17 protein-coding genes and 1 riboswitch are annotated in these 18,781 nt (G+C 46.1%); of the genes, 14 read left to right on the top strand and 3 right to left on the bottom strand.

The window, feature by feature from the left end; all coding sequences use genetic code 11:
- Positions 1 to 173: 173 nt before the first annotated feature.
- Together G5B12_RS16015 and G5B12_RS17255 are read left to right on the top strand one after the other, a co-directional pair.
- Positions 174 to 965: a ParA family protein gene (locus tag G5B12_RS16015; protein ID WP_015526030.1), complete on the top strand. Its 792-nt coding sequence runs from the start codon at positions 174 to 176 to the stop codon at positions 963 to 965.
- Entirely contained in the window at positions 952 to 1,395 is a 444-nt protein-coding gene (locus G5B12_RS17255) for a hypothetical protein (protein ID WP_021650455.1), read from the top strand. Before G5B12_RS16015 ends, G5B12_RS17255 begins: the two co-directional genes overlap by 14 nt.
- Positions 1,396 to 1,543: 148 nt before the next feature.
- On the opposite strand, the gene G5B12_RS16005 is transcribed toward G5B12_RS17255, so the two are convergent.
- Positions 1,544 to 3,265 (bottom strand): ABC transporter ATP-binding protein, encoded by a 1,722-nt coding sequence (locus G5B12_RS16005; RefSeq protein ID WP_174088831.1) that lies wholly within the window; start codon positions 3,263 to 3,265, stop codon positions 1,544 to 1,546.
- A 447-nt stretch (positions 3,266 to 3,712) separates the two neighbouring features.
- On the opposite strand from G5B12_RS16005, the gene G5B12_RS16000 reads away from it, so the two are divergent.
- Positions 3,713 to 6,013, top strand: coding sequence for a PTS transporter subunit IIABC (locus G5B12_RS16000; protein ID WP_174088829.1), 2,301 nt, complete (start codon positions 3,713 to 3,715; stop codon positions 6,011 to 6,013).
- Between the two features lie 240 nt (positions 6,014 to 6,253).
- A complete protein-coding gene (locus tag G5B12_RS15995) occupies positions 6,254 to 7,081 on the top strand; it encodes a PRD domain-containing protein (protein WP_174088827.1) in 828 nt (275 codons plus the stop codon).
- Positions 7,082 to 7,172: 91 nt separating this feature from the next.
- On the opposite strand, the gene G5B12_RS15990 is transcribed toward G5B12_RS15995, so the two are convergent.
- On the bottom strand, positions 7,173 to 8,051 hold the full coding sequence (locus G5B12_RS15990) for a LysR family transcriptional regulator (RefSeq protein ID WP_174088825.1): 879 nt from the start codon (positions 8,049 to 8,051) through the stop codon (positions 7,173 to 7,175).
- 166 nt (positions 8,052 to 8,217) lie between these two features.
- On the opposite strand from G5B12_RS15990, the gene G5B12_RS15985 reads away from it, so the two are divergent.
- The gene (locus G5B12_RS15985; RefSeq protein ID WP_114002230.1) at positions 8,218 to 8,865 is read left to right on the top strand and encodes a YoaK family protein; all 648 of its coding nucleotides are present in this window, start codon (positions 8,218 to 8,220) and stop codon (positions 8,863 to 8,865) included.
- Between the two features lie 15 nt (positions 8,866 to 8,880).
- A complete protein-coding gene (locus tag G5B12_RS15980; protein WP_173739789.1) occupies positions 8,881 to 9,636 on the top strand; it encodes a DUF4866 domain-containing protein in 756 nt (251 codons plus the stop codon).
- A 95-nt stretch (positions 9,637 to 9,731) separates the two neighbouring features.
- Here the strand turns inward: G5B12_RS15980 and G5B12_RS15975 are convergent, their stop codons facing one another.
- Positions 9,732 to 11,030, bottom strand: coding sequence for a threonine/serine ThrE exporter family protein (locus G5B12_RS15975; RefSeq protein ID WP_173722816.1), 1,299 nt, complete (start codon positions 11,028 to 11,030; stop codon positions 9,732 to 9,734).
- Between the two features lie 351 nt (positions 11,031 to 11,381).
- Between G5B12_RS15975 and pckA the strand changes: the two genes are divergently transcribed.
- From pckA to G5B12_RS15935, 8 genes are all read left to right on the top strand, one after another.
- Complete coding sequence (gene pckA, locus G5B12_RS15970) at positions 11,382 to 12,986, top strand: phosphoenolpyruvate carboxykinase (ATP) (protein WP_148448674.1); 1,605 nt, start codon at positions 11,382 to 11,384, stop codon at positions 12,984 to 12,986.
- 231 nt (positions 12,987 to 13,217) lie between these two features.
- A riboswitch (NiCo riboswitch) is annotated at positions 13,218 to 13,405 on the top strand.
- A 204-nt stretch (positions 13,406 to 13,609) separates the two neighbouring features.
- Entirely contained in the window at positions 13,610 to 14,539 is a 930-nt protein-coding gene (locus tag G5B12_RS15965; protein ID WP_174088823.1) for a cation diffusion facilitator family transporter, read from the top strand.
- Positions 14,540 to 14,848: 309 nt separating this feature from the next.
- Positions 14,849 to 15,064: a hypothetical protein gene (locus G5B12_RS15960; protein WP_021976238.1), complete on the top strand. Its 216-nt coding sequence runs from the start codon at positions 14,849 to 14,851 to the stop codon at positions 15,062 to 15,064.
- A 233-nt stretch (positions 15,065 to 15,297) separates the two neighbouring features.
- A complete protein-coding gene (locus tag G5B12_RS15955; protein WP_118062721.1) occupies positions 15,298 to 15,630 on the top strand; it encodes a rhodanese-like domain-containing protein in 333 nt (110 codons plus the stop codon).
- Between the two features lie 194 nt (positions 15,631 to 15,824).
- A complete protein-coding gene (gene yfcE, locus G5B12_RS15950; protein WP_174088822.1) occupies positions 15,825 to 16,367 on the top strand; it encodes a phosphodiesterase in 543 nt (180 codons plus the stop codon).
- Positions 16,364 to 17,521 carry a THUMP domain-containing class I SAM-dependent RNA methyltransferase gene (locus G5B12_RS15945; protein WP_174088820.1) on the top strand — a complete coding sequence of 386 codons (1,158 nt, stop codon included), beginning with the start codon at positions 16,364 to 16,366 and terminating at the stop codon, positions 17,519 to 17,521. Before yfcE ends, G5B12_RS15945 begins: the two co-directional genes overlap by 4 nt.
- Positions 17,518 to 18,102, top strand: coding sequence for an XTP/dITP diphosphatase (locus G5B12_RS15940; protein WP_174088818.1), 585 nt, complete (start codon positions 17,518 to 17,520; stop codon positions 18,100 to 18,102). Before G5B12_RS15945 ends, G5B12_RS15940 begins: the two co-directional genes overlap by 4 nt.
- Positions 18,099 to 18,578, top strand: a complete 480-nt coding sequence (locus G5B12_RS15935; protein ID WP_021976243.1) for a metallophosphoesterase family protein — start codon at positions 18,099 to 18,101, stop codon at positions 18,576 to 18,578. The genes G5B12_RS15940 and G5B12_RS15935 overlap by 4 nt, the downstream gene beginning before the upstream one ends.
- The last annotated feature ends 203 nt before the right edge of the window (positions 18,579 to 18,781 follow it).

Raw genomic sequence — 18,781 nt, 5'->3', positions numbered from 1 at the left:
TTTCGGAGTGATCCGGAACCTGCTGTTTTTGGGTGTATATACTGTTGTTTTATGTGAGGTTATTTTGTCGGTTTTCGTGGTTTTATGGGGGATGTGCTTGTTTTTAGGAGAACGTTATATTATAATAAGGGCAAGTGACAGAAAATACGAAATTATGTTGTTGGGAGGCTGTAATGGGAAATACAGTAACGATCTGTTTTGCAAATAATAAGGGCGGCAGCGGAAAGTCCACCAGCTGTTCCAATGTGGGAGCGGCACTGGCCGGCATGGGTAAGAAGGTACTGATGGTAGACGGTGATATGCAGCTGAATCTTTCCCTTTCTTTTTTTTCGGAGGAAGAAGTGCTTGAGATGGCAGCAGGGGAAAAGAATCTCTACTATGCTATCGGTCATCAGTCGGATCTCAGCGATTTTATCGTGCATACGAAGTATGAGAATCTGGATCTGGTTCCGTCGTCTACGCTGATGAGCTCCGTGGAATATGAGCTTTTTACAAAATGGCAGAGAGAGTTTATCCTGCGGAAATGTCTGCAGAAGGTTAAAGATTCCGGAGTGTACGATTACATTCTCATTGATGCACCGCCTACTCTTGGCGGCTGGGTGATGAATATTTTATGTGCATCCGATTATGTTCTTGTTCCGGTAGAGGCAAGTCCGTGGGGTATGTTTGGTCTTGCAAATATGTTTGATTTCCTCAATGAAGTCAGGGAGATCGCTCCGGATTTAAAGGTTTTGGGAATCGTAGTAACCAAGGCAGATGCCAGAAAGAATTATTTCAAACAGACTATGGAAACACTGAAAGAAATGGAAGGAATCTATCTTTTCGAATCTTTTATCCGTGTAGACAGCTCCATCGAATGGTCCCAGGACAGCAGTGAACCAGTTGTGGAGTTCAAAAAAAGCAGCCGCAGCGCAAAAGAGTACATAGCATTGGCAGAGGAGGTAATGAATCGTGTCAGTAGGTAAAGCAAGCATCGCAAGAGCAGTAAATGCAGAAAAAGCATCCAAAACAGAAACAAAAACAGAGGTAAAAGAGGCTGAGGTTAAAGCAGCAGAGAAGCCGTCAGAGGTAAAAGCTGAAACAGCTGAAAAAGCGGCAGAAAAAACTACAGCAAAGAAAACAGCAGCCAAAGCTCCTGCAAAGAAGACCACAGCAAAGAAAGCAGCCGCAACAAAAACAACAGCAAAGAAAACCACTACCAGAAAAACAACAGCACGTAAAACCGCAGCAAAGAAAACAGCTGCAGCAGAAACAACAGGAACTGTAGCCCAGAACGTGATCAGCGGAGGAAACGCCGACGAACTCCAGGCCAAATTCCTCACCCCAAAGAAAGATGAGCCGGACAACAACCAGCCAGTAGGAATTAAAGACGAGCTTCCGGTTTATCTGCTGTAATCTTTGATTGAATTTTTTGAAAAGATAGTAATTGACAAATAAAAAGACTGCTATATATCTATATCACTATTGATAAGGTATACAGCAGCCTTTTATTTTGCCCTATAAAAATCTCAGTGGGACAGCGAAGCGCCTCCCTCGTATCTTTCTACATATTGTAATACGCAGCATACAATCCATTCTTCTCAAGCAGCTCAGCATGTGTACCGCGTTCAGCGATACCCTCCTCCGTGATCACAATGATCTCATCCGCATCACGGATCGTAGAAAGCCGGTGCGCGATCGTAATGGTAGTACGATTTTTTGAAAGTTCCTCCAGACTCTTCTGAATCCAACGTTCGCTTTCGTTATCCAGAGCGCTGGTGGCCTCATCCAGGATCAGGATCGGAGGATTCTTAAGGAATACACGTGCAATGGAAATCCGCTGCTTCTGTCCGCCGGAAAGGCGTGTGCCACGTTCTCCGACATAAGTGTCGTATTTATCCGGAAGCTCCATGATAAAGTCATGGATACTCGCACATTTGGCGGCTTTGATGATCTCTTCATCGGAAGCTCCGGGCTTTCCGTAGGCAATATTATCCTTGATGGTTCCATCAAAAAGATAGACATCCTGCTGTACCATACCGATCTGGCTTCGAAGGCTCTTAAGAGTCAGCCCGCGGATATCCTTTCCGTCTACAGTAATGGAACCGCCGGTCACATCATAAAATCTGGGCAGGAGAGAGCAGATCGTGGTTTTTCCGCTTCCGGAAGGTCCCACCAGGGCAATGGATTTTCCTGCCGGGATATCAATAGAGATATCGGAAAGCACAGGAGTTTCATCATCGTTGTAATGAAAAGAAACATGGTCGTAACGCACATGTCCTTTCACGTCCGTAAGCTCCGCAGCGTTGTCTGCATCCCTGATCTCGGATTCTGTTTCCATCACATCCAGGAATCTTCGGAAACCGGAAAGTCCCTTCTGCATCATTTCCACAAGTTCCACCAGGATCTGGATGGGGCTGATAAAGATTCCGATATACAGGGCATACATGGCAAGATCTGCAGTTTGCATTTCACCCTGGGCGATCAGATATCCGCCATAAACCAGAGTTACCAGATACATCATTCCCTGGAAGAAAAGATTGGAGCTCATGAAACTTCCCATGCAGTGGTAGTTATCCCTTTTGGAAACAAGGAACGCCTCGTTGCTTTTCTTAAATTTCTCACGCTCAATGTCCTCATTTGCGAAGGACTGCACAACACGGATTCCGGAAAGGGTATCCTGAAGACTTGCGTTCACATCACCGATCTTACGACGGTTTTCCATGAAGGTTTCCTGCATTTTTGCATTCTGGCGGAAAGAAAAAACAAACATCACGATCACCAGGAGGATCAGCGGCAGTGCAAGTTTTTTGTTGATAAAGAACAGGAAGATAAAAGCACCGACAATTTTTACCAGAGAGATAAAAAGATTCTCAGGTCCATGATGTGCAAACTCGGAAATGTCAAAAAGGTCACTGACCAGCTTACTCATCATCTGACCGGAATTATTCCTGCTGTAATAGGAAAAAGACAGCTCCTGGTAATGGTCAAAAAGCTCCCGGCGCATATCACGTTCCATCTTTGCACCCATCATATGTCCCTGATAGGTTACATAATATTTGCAGAGACTCTGCACAATGTACATAACAAAAAGAGAAGCTGCAATCACAGGGAGGGCATGAAGAATAATATCCTTATCCTGTGTAAAGAGAGTTTTTGTCATAGTACGAAGAATCTGGGGATAAGCAAGATCTACCAGACTGATAACGGCTGCACAGATCAGGTCAATAAAAAAGACCGCTTTGTACGGGCCGTAGTAGTGGATGAATTTCTTGATGGTATTCATCGGAAAAGTACCTCCGTTTTTATGAAATGTATAGTGTTGTCTGGGCAAAAAACATTGCTGCCGGACATTCTATGTTCATCTTATCATAAGTAAGAATAAAGTCAAGATAAGTGAATTTCAGGTCTGTTTCGTTTCTGCATACTTTCTGAGAATAGAAGCTATATGGCTGCTGTTCACAGGGAATATTCCACGAGGGATTGCTGGCAACGGAGCGGATAGTGATATGAGGAGATATATTTTTGGGAAAAAATCAAATTACTCCTTGACACAGAAGAACAAAACCCGTATAGTGTATTTCAGATTTGGTGTGTAACTGATAAGCAGGCATTAACCAGTCATAAATGTTATTATTTTTTATTTGACGTTTATGGGGGTTGGTGTCTTTTTTTTGTTGCCCACTTAAAAGATTCCCTCTCCAGAACGTCGAAAGAAAAGGAGAGAGAAAACATGAAAGACAAGATTTTCGGAGTTTTGCAGCGTGTGGGACGTTCCTTTATGCTCCCCATCGCAATCCTTCCTGTGGCAGGCCTGCTTCTTGGATTCGGCAGTTCTTTCACAAATGAGACGACCATTGCAACTTACGGACTTGAGAAGATCCTGGGAGACGGAACCATCTTAAATGCACTCCTGATCATCATGAACAAAGTCGGAAGTGCGGTATTTGATAACCTGCCTTTAATCTTTGCAGTAGGTGTTGCCATTGGTATGGCAAAAAAGGAGAAAGAGGTAGCGGCTCTTTCCGCACTGATCGCTTACTTCGTTATGAACGTAGCCATCAATGGTATGCTGGTAGTAAATGGTAAGATCACAGCAGACGGACAGATCGCAAAAAGCGTTCTGGAAGGTACCGTAACTTCTGTCTGCGGCATCCAGTCCTTACAGATGGGTGTGTTTGGCGGTATTATCGTCGGCCTTGGTGTTGCGGCACTGCATAACCGTTTTCATAAGATCGTGCTTCCCAATGCACTTTCTTTCTTTGGCGGTTCCAGATTCGTGCCGATCATTTCTACCATTGTATACATGTTTGTGGGAATTCTGATGTATTTCATATGGCCGGTAGTCCAGAACGGTATTTATGCGCTGGGCGGCCTTGTGACAGGCAGCGGTTATATCGGAACCCTGATCTTTGGTATTATCAAACGTGCGCTGATCCCGTTCGGACTTCACCACGTATTTTATATGCCGTTCTGGCAGACAGCTGTTGGCGGAACCATGGAGGTTGCAGGCCAGATGGTACAGGGCGGACAGAATATTTTCTTCGCCCAGCTTGCGGATTCTGCACATGTAGCCCATTTCAGCGCAGACGCAACAAGATATTTCTCCGGAGAATTTATTTTCATGATCTTCGGTCTTCCGGGAGCAGCACTTGCCATGTACCGCTGTGCAAAGCCTGAGAAGAAAAAAGCGGCAGGCGGACTTCTTCTTTCCGCAGCCCTTGCATGTATGCTTACAGGAATCACAGAGCCACTGGAGTTCTCCTTCCTGTTTGTAGCTCCTGCATTGTTTGCAGTACAGGTTGTTCTTGCAGGTGCGGCTTATATGATCGCGCATATGCTGAACATTGCAGTAGGACTTACTTTCTCCGGCGGTTTCCTGGATCTGTTCCTGTTCGGAATCCTTCAGGGAAATGCAAAGACAAGCTGGCTGAGAATCATCCCGGTTGGTATTATTTACTTCATTCTTTACTATGTGATCTTCACTTTCCTGATCAAAAAGTTCGACTTCAAGACTCCGGGACGTGAAGATGACGATACAGAAACAAAGCTTTATACAAAAGCAGATGTCAATGCAAGAAAAGAAGCCGGAAAATCCGGTGAAGCAGCAGGAAATACTTCTAAAGATCCGGTAAGTGAAGCCATCACAGCCGGTCTTGGCGGAAAGAAAAACATCAGCGATGTGGACTGCTGTGCAACAAGACTTCGTATCACGGTTCACGATGCGGCAAGAGTCAATGACGACATTCTGAAAACCACAGGCTCCAGAGGAATCGTGAAAAAAGGCCAGGGTGTCCAGATCATCTACGGACCACAGGTAACCGTGATCAAATCCAAACTGGAGGATTATCTGGAGACTGTGCCAAATGAGTATTTTGAAAGTGCAGAGAATGCGGATGCAGACAGCACGGGAGATCAGAGTCAGTCTGCAGCACGTACAGCAAATGATCAGAATATGCAGCAGTCAGCAGCCGGTGACAGCCAGAAGGCAGGAAGCACAGGCGAGACTGCTCAGAACGCAGGCCAGACATCCACAGCCAGCGCAGCTCAGTCAGAGAAAAAAGTTCTGAGAACAGCCATCGTCTACAGCCCGGTAACCGGTATCGCTGCAGATCTTTCCACAGCGCCGGATGAAGGCTTTGCGGAAGGAATGATGGGAGAAGGTGCCGTAGTCACACCGAAGGATCCGGTGATCTGTGCTCCGGAAGACGGCGAGGTAGAGTTTATTTTTGACACAAAACATGCTATCGGATTCCAGACAGATACAGATCTTCCTATGCTCCTCCATATCGGCATTGACACTGTAAAGCTGGAAGGAAAAGGCTTCGAGATCCTGGTAGAGCAGGGACAGCATGTAAAAAAAGGCGAGCCGTTGATGAAGATTGACATCCCGTATCTTACAGAAAACGCTCCGTCCTTATGTTCTCCGATCCTTTGCACAGAGATCGAGGATGATCAGAGAGTACGCCTTCTTGCCAATGGAGAGATCAAGGCAGGAGAGCCGTTGTTCGCAGTAGAGACTGTGGAAGAATAGGAAATTTTTCAGCAATAATATAGAAGATTGGTTTTGTGAAAAGCGCGCCTAATGCCCGGGCGCGCTTTTCCTGTGGTAAAGAAAATAACTGTCTGTCAGAAGGGCTTTACACAAAAGAAAGATTCTGTTACGATAAAGAAAATCAACAGCTGCAGACAAAAATGTCAACTGAAAATCCGGGGCAGACAGTGGTAGAATGTGGAAAAGCAGCAGGATATATAAAGATGGTGGGGAAAAAAGATGTACAGAGTGAGCAAGGTATTGAACAATAACGGCATCATTGCCATAAATATGGAAGAAAACCAGGAATATGTACTTCTGGGAAAAGGTGTGGGATTTGGAAAGAAGGTCAGCCAGCGTTTTGAGATGCCTTCAGGCTGTACCCTTTATAGACTGGCGCAGGAGACAGAACGTGGCTCGGCAAAAGAGCTGGCAAAAAGTGTGGCGCCGGAATTCCTTGAGATTGCAGACGAGATCTTAAGAGAAGCGGAGAAAACTTTCGGGGATACCATAGATAAGGGAATCCTGTTTCCGCTTGCAGACCATATTTCTTTTGCAGTGGGGCGTATCCGGAACCATGAGCAGATCAGCAATCCCCTGACGGATGATATCAAGGTGCTTTTTTACAGCGAATTCAAGGTGGCGGAAGTTCTGAAGAAGATCCTGAAAGAGCGGATGGATATTGAGATCGATGATCATGAGGTGGGATATGTGGCCCTCCACATTCACTCCGCACTTGGAGATGAGAAGGTGTCCGTTGCCATGCAGACAGCAAGAACAGTCCGGGAATGCATCGCCATGATCGAGATGGCTACAGGAAAAAAGATTGATGTTATCTCTCTGTCCTACAATCGTATGATGAATCACATCAAATATATGGTAGCCCGTGTCTCCACAGGGGAGACACTGAAACTGGATATGAATGATTATATAGAAGAAAAATATCCGGAATCCTACAGGATCGCAGAAGATGTCTGCGAGAGCTTGGGGAAAAGTCTTGGCAAAAAGCTGGATCCCATCGAGATCGGATATCTTGCCATGCATATCGAGCGTACGGTGGAGCAATAAATGCAAAAAATGCAAATTGCTGATTACTGGTCAATCGCGTTCATGGTCATACAGCAATGGGGAAGGCGGATAACTGATCCGGTACAGATATTTACACAATAAATTCAATGGCTTTTTTGACAGCAGTACTCATGGTAGTACTGCTGTTTGTGACTAAGCAGACTTCCCTTTGTGGAAGGGGCTCCTTAAGCTGAAGGGCAAAAACCTTCCCGTCATCGATCACTTCCCGGGCAAGAGGTTCCGGATAAAAACCAATTCCCAGATTGTGGACGATCATGGGAAGAACCTGGTCTGTAGTTGCAGCTTCAATGTCCGGATGAAAAGAGACACGGTTTTCCATAAAGTAATTCATATACATTTCTCTGGTGCTGGTCCCTTCCGCAAGACCTACAAAAGGCAGATCCTGAAGTTCATGGATGCTGATGGGGGCAGTGGTCAGATCCCTGTACTTGCTTCCGCACACAAGAATCTCCCGGTAACGCAGGAGGCTTTTTTTCTGTAAAGGCTTGCGGATGGAGATCGGAGTAGTGACAATGGCGAAATCCACTGCATAATTTTTAAGTGCCTGCACAGCCTGGGGAGTAGAATGGTTGAAAAGGCGCAGGCGCACATGAGGATATTGTTCGCGGAACAGCTCCAGTTTTTCCAGAAGGATCAGACGCAGGGCATTTTCACTGGCACCGATGGAAACCAGGCCATGCTCCAGTTCTCCGTTCTGGCGAATCTCCTCCTCACCGATAGAAAGCTGTTCAAAAGCCAGGGCAACGTGTTCGTAGAGCTGGCGGCCTTCCGGCGTAAGTGCGATCCCCTTGTTGGAGCGGAGAAAAAGAGTGCATTTCAGCTCCTGCTCCAGATTGTTCATACAGCGTGTGATATTTGGCTGGTTGTTATGAAGAGCCCGTGCTGCCTTGGTAAAACTTTTATACTGGGCTACAAAATAAAAGATCCGGTAGTAGTCGTAAGTGATCATGTATAGTCTCCGTCCTGTGATATGATTTTAATATGTTTACGATATTAATAATACTTTTTACATTTGCTTCTGAGCAAACTATAATACACCCGAGGAAAAAAATCAATGACAGGAGTGATTTAGAGTGGTTTCAGGAGGCAGAAAGCTGCAGAACGCAGACCGGCAGATGTCAGAAGCTTTTATCACAAGTGTATTTCTGGCAATGTCCGGCGGATTTCAGGATGCCTACACATACTTTACAAGAGATGAGGTGTTTTCCAACGCCCAGACGGGCAACGTGGTTCTGATGAGCCAAAATTTTATGACAGGACAGTGGGGAGACGGTTTAAGGTACCTGTTCCCTGTTTTAGCCTTTGCCATTGGTGTTGTAGCGGCGGAGCGAATCCAGAATACCTTTAAATATGCAAAAAAACTTCACTGGAGGCAGATGATCCTGCTGATCGAGATCCTGATCCTTTTTGCGGTGGGATTTATGCCGGGAGAATTGGATATGCTGGCAACCGTACTGGTATCCTTTTCCTGCGCCATGCAGGTACAGACCTTCCGGAAGGTGGGCGGTTATTCCTATGCAAGCACTATGTGCATCGGAAATTTACGAAGCGGCACGGCGGCGTTGTCCGTGTATTGTCGTGAAAAACGTCCGGAACAGCTGAAGCAGGCTCTTTATTATTTCGGAATAATTTTCTTTTTTGCCATTGGAGCCGGTGGCGGAGGAAATCTGTCCATGAGGCTGGGGATCCCGGCAATCTGGGTATCGGATGTTTTGCTTCTGATCAGCTTTATTCTGATGTTTTCCAGTAAACATAGAGATTAGAAAGGGTGAGGAATTGTGGAAAACAGCACATTATTCCCAAGAGAGGAAAAGGCGGAGCTTTTATTTGAAAAGATCCTGAAGGATCCGGAGGCGTGCAGACGGCTGACGGAGACCTTCTATGAATCCATGGATGCGGATACAGACATAGAATGCGGATATCTTCCTCCGGAAAAATTCGCCTATGCATTGCTGGACGCATATAAAAACCGTGATCTGACAGCTCTCCTTATGGCAATCTGCCAGAACAGTATGTTTGATCTTCTGCGAAATTCTTTTCTGGCACCGTTCAGGTTCAATGCAGATGGACAGGAGAATCCGGTGTTTCTCACAGATGAAAAAGGAAATTTTCTGCGGGAAAAGGGAATTCATGTAAGTGACAGGGATTACGACCGGTTCCGCAGGATATACAGGGAGAAGCAGGGCGTAAAGATGTATCTGGCGTATGGCTACCGGAAGCGCCATGCCTATGATGAAGATACCATGGAAGTAGAAGAGTACAAAATGGGCGAACATATCGGTGTGCTGCTGGTGTATGAGCTTCCGGACAGCGTAAGGGAAAAGGAAACGGAGGCACAGGCCTATGCGGCTGTATGGGATATCATGATGGCAATTCAGAAGAAGCTTCCAAGAGCTTTTGTGTATTATGGGCAGGATTCTGTGGAGGATGGTGGCAAACGTTATGACGGACTGGGAGTTTTTCTACCCATCCATAAATTTGCGGACCGCCTGGAAAAAATGATCGGGATCGCTGATGAGATCGTAATGAAATAGAGTGTATAAAAAAGGACTGCTTTTGTATTGCTCCGGTTATCAGAAAGATAGCTGATGACCGGAAGCTACAGAAAGCAGTCCTTTTTGTATGCCCATCAGGTGCAGTAGCGGAACATTTTGTCCGTAAGGATCCTGGCGAAAATAAGGCCCAGGGGAAGAGCAACGATGATCAGGATCGCAGCTGCAAACCAGGAGGCGGAAACATTCAGGGACATGATCCCCAGATTGTAGATCGCCCGGTAGAGATAAAGTCCGGGAACCATGATCACAATGGATGGCACGGTAATGGAAATCCTGGGATATCCCACTTTTGTTTTAATGAGGGAGGCCAGAAGTCCGGCTGTCAGTGCTCCGAAAAAAGCCGCGGCAGCAGGTGGGAAACCGGCAAGATCAACAAGCTCCAGACGTAAAGTGTTGGACAGTGCGCCGATGAAGGCGGCAGCTGCGGCTAGACGGACAGGGCTGTTGAACATGACCGAAAAGCCGAATACCCCGCAGAAGCTTGCCAGAAGCCGGAACAGGATCCTCTGAGCTGCCGAAAGCTCCAGAGGCAGGAAATCTACAGGCTTCAGATGAAGAAGCAGTGCCATCAGCCAGGCAGAGACAGCAGCCACCATTACAACAATAATGGCGTAGGCCAGTCGTTCCAGACCGGAACGCATATCCAGCTTGGCAAGGTCGATCCCGCTTGTGATAAACGGAAAGCCCGGAATGATAAACAGCATGGAACAGATGTATCCGGCCTCATGCTGGACGGAAATGTGGAACAGAAGCTCTGCCAGCTTCAGGAAGCCTGCATATACAAGACAGGCTGAGGAAACAGAAACTGCAATGCACATAAACAGAGTAAAATGATGCTTGCCAAGCTTGCAGCGGATGGCGTTTCCGATGCCTGCGCCTGCAAAAGCCAGGATCATTTCCAGCGGGCCACCGCCCAGAAGAAAAGTAAATGCACCACAGGCCAGTGCAGAAGCTAGTCCCAGGGCGGCAGGGGAATAAAGCCCGTGGATCCGCTCGATCTCATCTAACTGACTGTGCAGTGCTTCACCGCTCATATGGATACCCTCCGCAGGAAAATCACTGACAAAATGTTCCAGCCTGTTCAGTCTGGAAGTATTTACGCCGGTGGTAGTCAGACTAAGTGCATGGGAAAAACTGCTCTCACCGTCAAAGCAGGTGTAGCTTATGGACATCAGTCCGATATCTGCGGAGCAGGTGATACCAAGTGCTTCTGACAATGTATTCATGGAACTCCGTACCCGCCAAGCACCGGTCCCACAGGAGAGAAGCATCATGCCTGTACGGCCGATCAGGGAAGCTTTTTCGGAAAGAGAAGCCTCGGTGATGGGCTGGCTGTTCCTGGCGCTTACGTAGTTGTGCCAGGGGATTTTCATATGATTACGTTTAACCGGAATATCTGACACAGAAATCACTTCTTTCTATATATTAAAATCATATAGTTGCTATTATAAATATATATAATAACTATAATCAGATATATTGTAGCCATTATTCTGAAAAAGTCAAGTATAGATGGAGTAAAATCTGACAGTACCAAAACGTCACTGTTAAAGATTTATCATTTTTTTGCGGAAAATGAATTTTTTTGGTTGCTTTTACGTACAATTTATGTATAATTGTGGATAGGGATGTTGGAATGACCAATTCCTATGGCAGGATGACGAGAACCTGCAAGAGTAGGTGGCTATCATAATTACTATTAAAGAAGAGAGGTAAATGTTAAGATGGCAAAAATCGATTTAACAAAGTATGGTATTACCGGAACAACTGAGATCGTGTACAATCCTTCTTACGAGACATTATTCGAGGAAGAGACCAAACCAGAGCTTGAGGGATTTGAGAAAGGTCAGGTCAGCGAGCTTGGTGCTGTCAACGTAATGACAGGTATCTACACAGGACGTTCCCCTAAAGACAAATATATCGTTATGGATGAGAACTCCAAAGACACAGTTTGGTGGACATCCGATGAGTACAAAAACGATAACCATCCGGCAACTCAGGAAGCATGGGCTGCAGTTAAAGATCTTGCTAAGAAAGAGCTTTCCAACAAGAGACTTTTCGTAGTAGATGCATTCTGCGGAGCTAACAAAGATACACGTATGGCTATCCGTTTCATCGTTGAGGTTGCTTGGCAGGCACACTTCGTAACAAACATGTTCATTCAGCCAACAGCTGAGGAGCTTGAGAACTTTGAGCCAGATTTCGTTGTTTACAACGCATCCAAGGCTAAAGTTGAGAACTACAAAGAGCTGGGTCTTAACTCTGAGACAGCTGTAATGTTCAACATTACAAGCCGTGAGCAGGTTATCGTAAATACATGGTACGGCGGAGAGATGAAGAAAGGTATGTTCTCCATGATGAACTACTATCTGCCGCTTAAGGGCATCGCTTCCATGCACTGCTCTGCAAACACAGACCTTAACGGAGAGAACACAGCAATCTTCTTCGGTCTTTCCGGAACAGGTAAAACAACACTTTCCACAGATCCTAAGCGTCTCCTGATCGGTGATGACGAGCACGGCTGGGATGACAACGGAGTATTCAACTTCGAGGGTGGATGCTACGCTAAGGTTATCAACCTTGACAAAGAGTCTGAGCCGGACATCTACAATGCGATCAAGAGAAACGCTCTTCTTGAGAACGTAACACTTGATAAAGATGGAAAGATCGACTTCGCTGACAAGAGCGTAACAGAGAACACACGTGTTTCCTACCCGATCAACCACATCGAGAACATCGTTCGCCCGGTATCTTCTGCACCGGCAGCTAAAGAAGTTATCTTCCTGTCCGCAGATGCATTCGGCGTACTTCCTCCAGTATCTATCCTGACACCGGAGCAGACACAGTACTACTTCCTTTCCGGATTCACAGCTAAACTTGCTGGTACAGAGCGTGGAATCACAGAGCCTACTCCTACATTCTCCGCTTGCTTCGGACAGGCATTCCTTGAGCTTCACCCGACAAAATATGCTGAGGAGCTCGTTAAGAAAATGGAGAAGAGCGGTGCGAAAGCATACCTCGTTAACACAGGATGGAACGGAACTGGAAAACGTATCTCCATCAAAGATACTCGTGGTATCATCGATGCTATCCTTGACGGATCTATTCTTAAAGCTCCGACAAAGAAGATCCCATTCTTCAACTTCGAGGTTCCGACAGAGCTTCCAGGCGTAGATCCTGCAATCCTTGACCCACGTGACACATATGCAGACGCTGCAGAGTGGGAGACAAAGGCTAAAGATCTTGCTGCAAGATTCGTTAAGAACTTTGTTAAATATGAAGGAAATGCTGCTGGTAAAGCACTCGTTGCTGCTGGCCCGCAGGCATAATCGATCATTCCAACTGAATACAGATCGTAGATTTGACCGGGAGTGGATTTATCCGCTCCCGGTTTTATAATATCTGTAATACCTTAAAATCCTACTATAAAATATAAAAAATCTTTGGCTTGACTAACAGATGGTGCAAGGTGTATCCTTTCTGGGAAGTCAAGCGGAAGACCCGCAAGACTGTAAAAATTCTCTTTGCACTGCATTACATTCGAACAGGATGCGAGATCAACAGTACAAACTGAGCAGGCGACGCCATTCAGAAACAGAGTATTTATCTGAGGGCGTGGGGCCGGGCCGCAGGAAGCGGCAGCGGATATGGATTTGAACGCAAATTGTGAAACAATTGCATTCATGAATATGTAGTGAAGCGGAAGATGAGTATCCGCTTTACTTTCAGACATATCTGCGGGACAGTGTATGTTTCGCAGGTATGTCTTTTTTACTGCAAAAATATGGATGGAACAGAAGGTAGAAACTGGGAGATCCCTATGTAGATAAGAAAGAACACCGGCGGAAATCGCAGTTCAGCGAGTAGTGAAAGAACCGCCGGTTTTTTCACGGAAAATGTTGTGCCATAAGAAAGACCAGAATCATATGCTAATCAAAAGGAGGTCCTGTTTATGGAACACACAAAAAACGAAACGATTATACACGACACAGATAAAGAAAGCTCATGGGAACAGCAGACGGCGATGAAGGTGTCCGGGATCAGTATCCTGGTAAATCTGCTGTTATCCATATTTAAACTTATCGCCGGTATTGCGGCGCATTCCGGAGCGATGATTTCTGATGCGATCCATTCTGCATCCGATGTGGGAAGTACTTTTATTGTTATCATCGGTGTCCATCTTTCTGCAAAAAAATCGGACAAGGAGCATCAGTACGGACATGAGAGAATGGAGTGCGTTTCTTCCATTGTTCTTGCGGGGATGCTGCTTGTAACAGGTCTTGGCATCGGCATTACCGGTGTCCGTGATATTGTAAAAAGTACATCCGGCGGAACGATCGCCATCCCTGGAACCCTTGCGCTGATCGCGGCAGTGGTATCCATCGTGACAAAAGAGTGGATGTTCTGGTACACAAGAGGTGCTGCGAAGAAGATCAATTCCGGAGCACTGATGGCAGATGCATGGCATCACCGCTCTGATGCACTTTCCTCTATCGGAGCCTTTGTGGGTATCTTCGGAGCAAGACTGGGATACCCCATCCTGGATCCTGTTGCCAGTATCGTGATCTGCTTTATGATCGCCAAAGCTGCGATCGATATTTTCAGGGATGCTATTGACAAGATGGTAGATCACTCCTGTGATGCAAAAACCGAAGAATCGATGCGCCGTGAGATCCTCAAGGTGCCGGGCGTCAGAAGAGTGGATCTTCTTCGAACCCGCCTTTTCGGATCCAAAATGTACGTGGATATCGAGATCGCGGCGGCAGGAGAAATATCCCTCAACGATGCACATGATATTGCGGAAAATGTGCATCATACCATCGAAGATAAATTCAAAGACGTAAAGCACTGCATGGTGCATGTGAACCCCATCAATGGATAAAAAACAGGCCGCCGGAACGACAATGATAAGGTCGTTCCGGCGGCCTGTTCTTTGCATAGAGAAACACCCGGTAGGGGAGCTACCGGGTGTTTCGAGGGGAGTATAAATAATTAAATAAGGGGTTATGTAAAAAAAATTTTTGAAGGGTAAATTCTTTTTACAAGAATGATTATAATATAAACTGGAAAAAAAAGCAATATCATTTTGGCGAATAATCTCCAAACTTTTTGGGATACTATTTCCTGTAATAAAAAGCGGCAGAAAGCTTCAGAAAGCCGCAAAAATCAACTTCATCAGGAGGTAATTCAAATGGCGAAAAATTACGAAACAGACAGAAATGAGTCCAATTATGCGGGAAAAAATTACGGGGAAAGTGATTCCAGAAACTGCGGAAAAAACAGTTCCAGAAACAGCTCCAGAAATTCTTCTAAAAACAGTTCCAAAAACAGCTACGGCAACAGTTACGGAAACAAAACATCCGACGAGTACGATTCAGAGAAAGACAGAGAGTCCGACAGATACTAGATATTCAGGGTAAGTGATCCGGAAGATACTAGGCATAGGATCAATACGCAATAAGCAGAAGCACCATTTTTATGCGGTACAGGATCCATCAGTCAGTTGGCCGGATCATACAGAAAAAATCGGAAAAAAAGCGGGAAAAAGTCAGAGCTGGCTTTCTCCCGCTTCCATACATATAAGGGAACATTCCTACAGAAGCTTCCATATAATATAGCAAAAAGAGGAGAGATTTTTCCATGTTTCAGATCGAAACCATCTCTGCAAAAATGCTAGATTATTATGTGGAGCGCAGTGACGCGGTTATCATAGATCTCCGGGACCCGGTCTCCTACAAAAAGGGACATGTCCGGAACGCAGTAAACATTCCATACCATGAGCTGGAAGAATATCTTGAGAAAAAACAGGATCAGAGGTACCAGTTTCCAAAAGATAAGATCCTGATACTATACTGTGACCGCGGTGGTGCCAGCATGCAGGCCGCCCGGAGCCTGGCAAGAGCGGGCTGCCGCACCCGGTCTGTGATCGGCGGATTTGCAGCCTACAGAGGCCGGAATCTTGTAAGCGGATAAAACAGAGTAATAGATCAGAGGAAACGGGAAATCGCAGGGCGGCATCGAAACGGAATCACTGTTCGTTCCGTGACCAGCATCGAAGGGGATTACGAATGCATGACTGGCAATGGCTTGTGCTTGTATTTTAAAGGAAATCATGATAATGTAAAGAACAGGAATAAAAATGACACAAACCACAAGGAGAAAAGATTATGAAATATATGTTCGCGTCCGATGTACATGGTTCGGCATACTACTGCCGGAAAATGCTGGAAGCATATGACGAAGAGAAGGCGGAGAGACTGGTACTTCTGGGAGATCTGCTTTATCACGGTCCGAGAAATGACCTTCCGAAGGAATACGCACCGAAGGAAGTCATCCGCCTTTTAAATGAAAGAAAAAATCAGATCTACGCAGTACGCGGAAACTGTGAGGCAGAGGTAGACCAGATGGTCCTTGACTTCCCGGTGATGGCAGACTACTGCATTCTCGCCATCGATGGAAAAACTCTGTACGCCACACACGGTCACATCTACAACAAAGATAACCTTCCGCCAATGATGGACGGCGACATCCTGATCCACGGCCATACACATGTGCTGAAAGCAGAAAACATGGGAAATTATATCCTTCTGAACCCAGGTTCCGTATCCATTCCAAAGGAAGGCAACCCGCCAACCTACGCAATCCTTGAGAACAGAATTTTTACAATCAAAGACTTTGAAGGAAATACAGTACGGGAGATCACTTTATGAATCTGTGGGAATTAACAGCGCCCTGCCATTTCGGAACAGAGGCGGTACTGAAACGTGAAATACTGGACCTTGGTTATGAAGTGATCAAAGTGGAAGACGGAAGAGTAACTTTTGAGGCAGACGCCCAGGGTGTGGCAGACGCCAATCTGTTCCTCCGCACCACAGAACGCGTCCTTCTGAAAGTAGGCGAAGTAAAAGCCGAGACATTCGACGAACTTTTTGAGAAGACCAAGGCTCTCCCATGGGAGAATTACATACCGAAGAACGGTAAATTCTGGGTAGCCAAGGCAAACTCCATCAAGAGTAAACTTTTCAGCCCATCCGATATCCAGTCCATCATGAAAAAAGCCATCGTAGAACGTCTCAAAGGCATCTACGGAATTTCCTGGTTCCCGGAAGACGGTCCGGAATTCCCAATCCGTGTGGCATTTATGAAAGATGTGGCCCTGATCGGGATCGATACTTCCGGCGTATCTCTTCATAAGAGAGGATACCGCCAGATGACCGTGAAAGCACCCATCACAGAGACACTTGCCAGCGCACTTCTGATGCTGACCCCGTGGAAAAAAGACCGTATTCTCGTGGATCCTTTCTGCGGAAGTGGTACCTTTCCCATTGAGGCGGCAATGATGGCAGCGGATATGGCACCTGGAATGAACCGCCACTTCCTGGCTGAGAGCTGGGAACATCTCATCCCGAAGGAATGCTGGGAAGATGCAAGAGAAGAAGCCAGAGAGCGGATAAATTTTGATATTGAGACGGATATCCAGGGCTTTGACATCGATGCGGCAGCTATCAAGGCAGCACGGGCCAATGCAAAGATGGCAGGAGTGGACAAACTGATCCATTTTCAGCAGAGACCGGTCAGCGAACTCCGCCACTCCAAACCGTTTGGTTTTATTGTGACCAATCCGCCCTATGGTGAGCGAATCGAGGAAAAAGAGAATCTTCCGGCACTGTACCGTGAGATCGGCGAGAGCTATAAGCGCCTGGATCGCTGGTCCATGTATCTTATCACCGCCTATGACAAGGCAGAGAATGATATCGGCCGAAAAGCAGACAAGAACCGTAAGATCTATAACGGAATGATGAAAACCTACTATTACCAGTTCCTTGGACCACGTCCGCCGAAGAAAGGAAGTATAAAAGAATGAAAAAGATCATTTTTGCCACTGGAAACGAGGGGAAAATGAAGGAGATCCGAAGGATACTTGCGGATCCCCAGCTTGAGATCCTTTCCCTGAAAGATGCCGGAATCCATGCGGATATCGACGAAAATGGAAAAAGCTTCGAAGAAAATGCCATGATCAAAGCTGAGGCCATCTGCAAAATGACCGGTGAGATCGTTCTGGCAGATGATTCCGGCCTTGAGATCGACTATCTGAATAAAGAGCCGGGAATCTATTCCGCACGTTACATGGGAGAGGACACTTCCTACTACATCAAAAACGCGAACCTGATCGAACGTCTGGAAGGTGTACCGGATGAGAAACGTACCGCACGTTTTGTCTGTGCCATTGCGGCGGCTTTCCCGGATGGCAGAAGAGAGACGGTCCGTGCCACCATGGAGGGGCGCATTGGATACGAGGAAAAAGGCGAGAACGGTTTTGGCTATGACCCGATCTTTTATCTTCCGGAATATGGCTGCACTTCCGCAGAACTTTCCATGGAAGAAAAAAACAGGATCAGCCATCGCGGAAAAGCCCTTCGCCTTATAAAGGAAGAACTTGTATGAAGGTGCTGATCGTGAGCGATACCCACGGAAGAGATGAAAACCTGGAGATCGCAGTAAACCGGGAAGCTCCTTTTGACATGCTGGTGCATTGTGGAGACGTGGAAGGCAGAGAATTTTATATCGAAGCCCTCGCAGACTGTCCCTGCAGCATTGTATCCGGAAATAATGATTTTTTCTCCGATCTTCCAAGAGAAGATGTGATCGACATTGAAGGAAATAAGGTACTGGTGACACATGGTCACTATTATGGCGTGTCCATGGCTTTTGACCAGCTGGCAGATGCTGCAAAACAGCGTGGCTGCAATGCGGCATTTTTCGGACACATTCACGTGCCGGTCCTGGAAAAAGAAGACGGAATTCTTCTTGTAAACCCCGGAAGCCTGGCCTTCCCAAGGCAACGGGGCAGAAGACCCAGCTATGCAGTTCTGGAAACGGACGGAAACGGCGGGATGGATGTGGAGATCCGGTACTTATAAATAAGAAGTATTATATAGAAAAAAAGAAATGCCGCAGAGTTGTATACTCTGCGACAAACAAAAAGACGCCTGTACAATATTTACAGGCGTCATATGAACTAAAATTATTGGAATAAATATAGAAACTATATCATTTTATATAAGATCAGGCAAGTTTGGTTCTCGTTCGATAGCACTACTGTGCTAAGCATAAGCGAGCTATC

Source organism: Blautia sp. MSK.20.85, from assembly GCF_013317245.1.
GTDB lineage: Bacteria > Bacillota > Clostridia > Lachnospirales > Lachnospiraceae > Blautia_A.
This window is presented reverse-complemented; position numbering and strand designations above follow the sequence as displayed.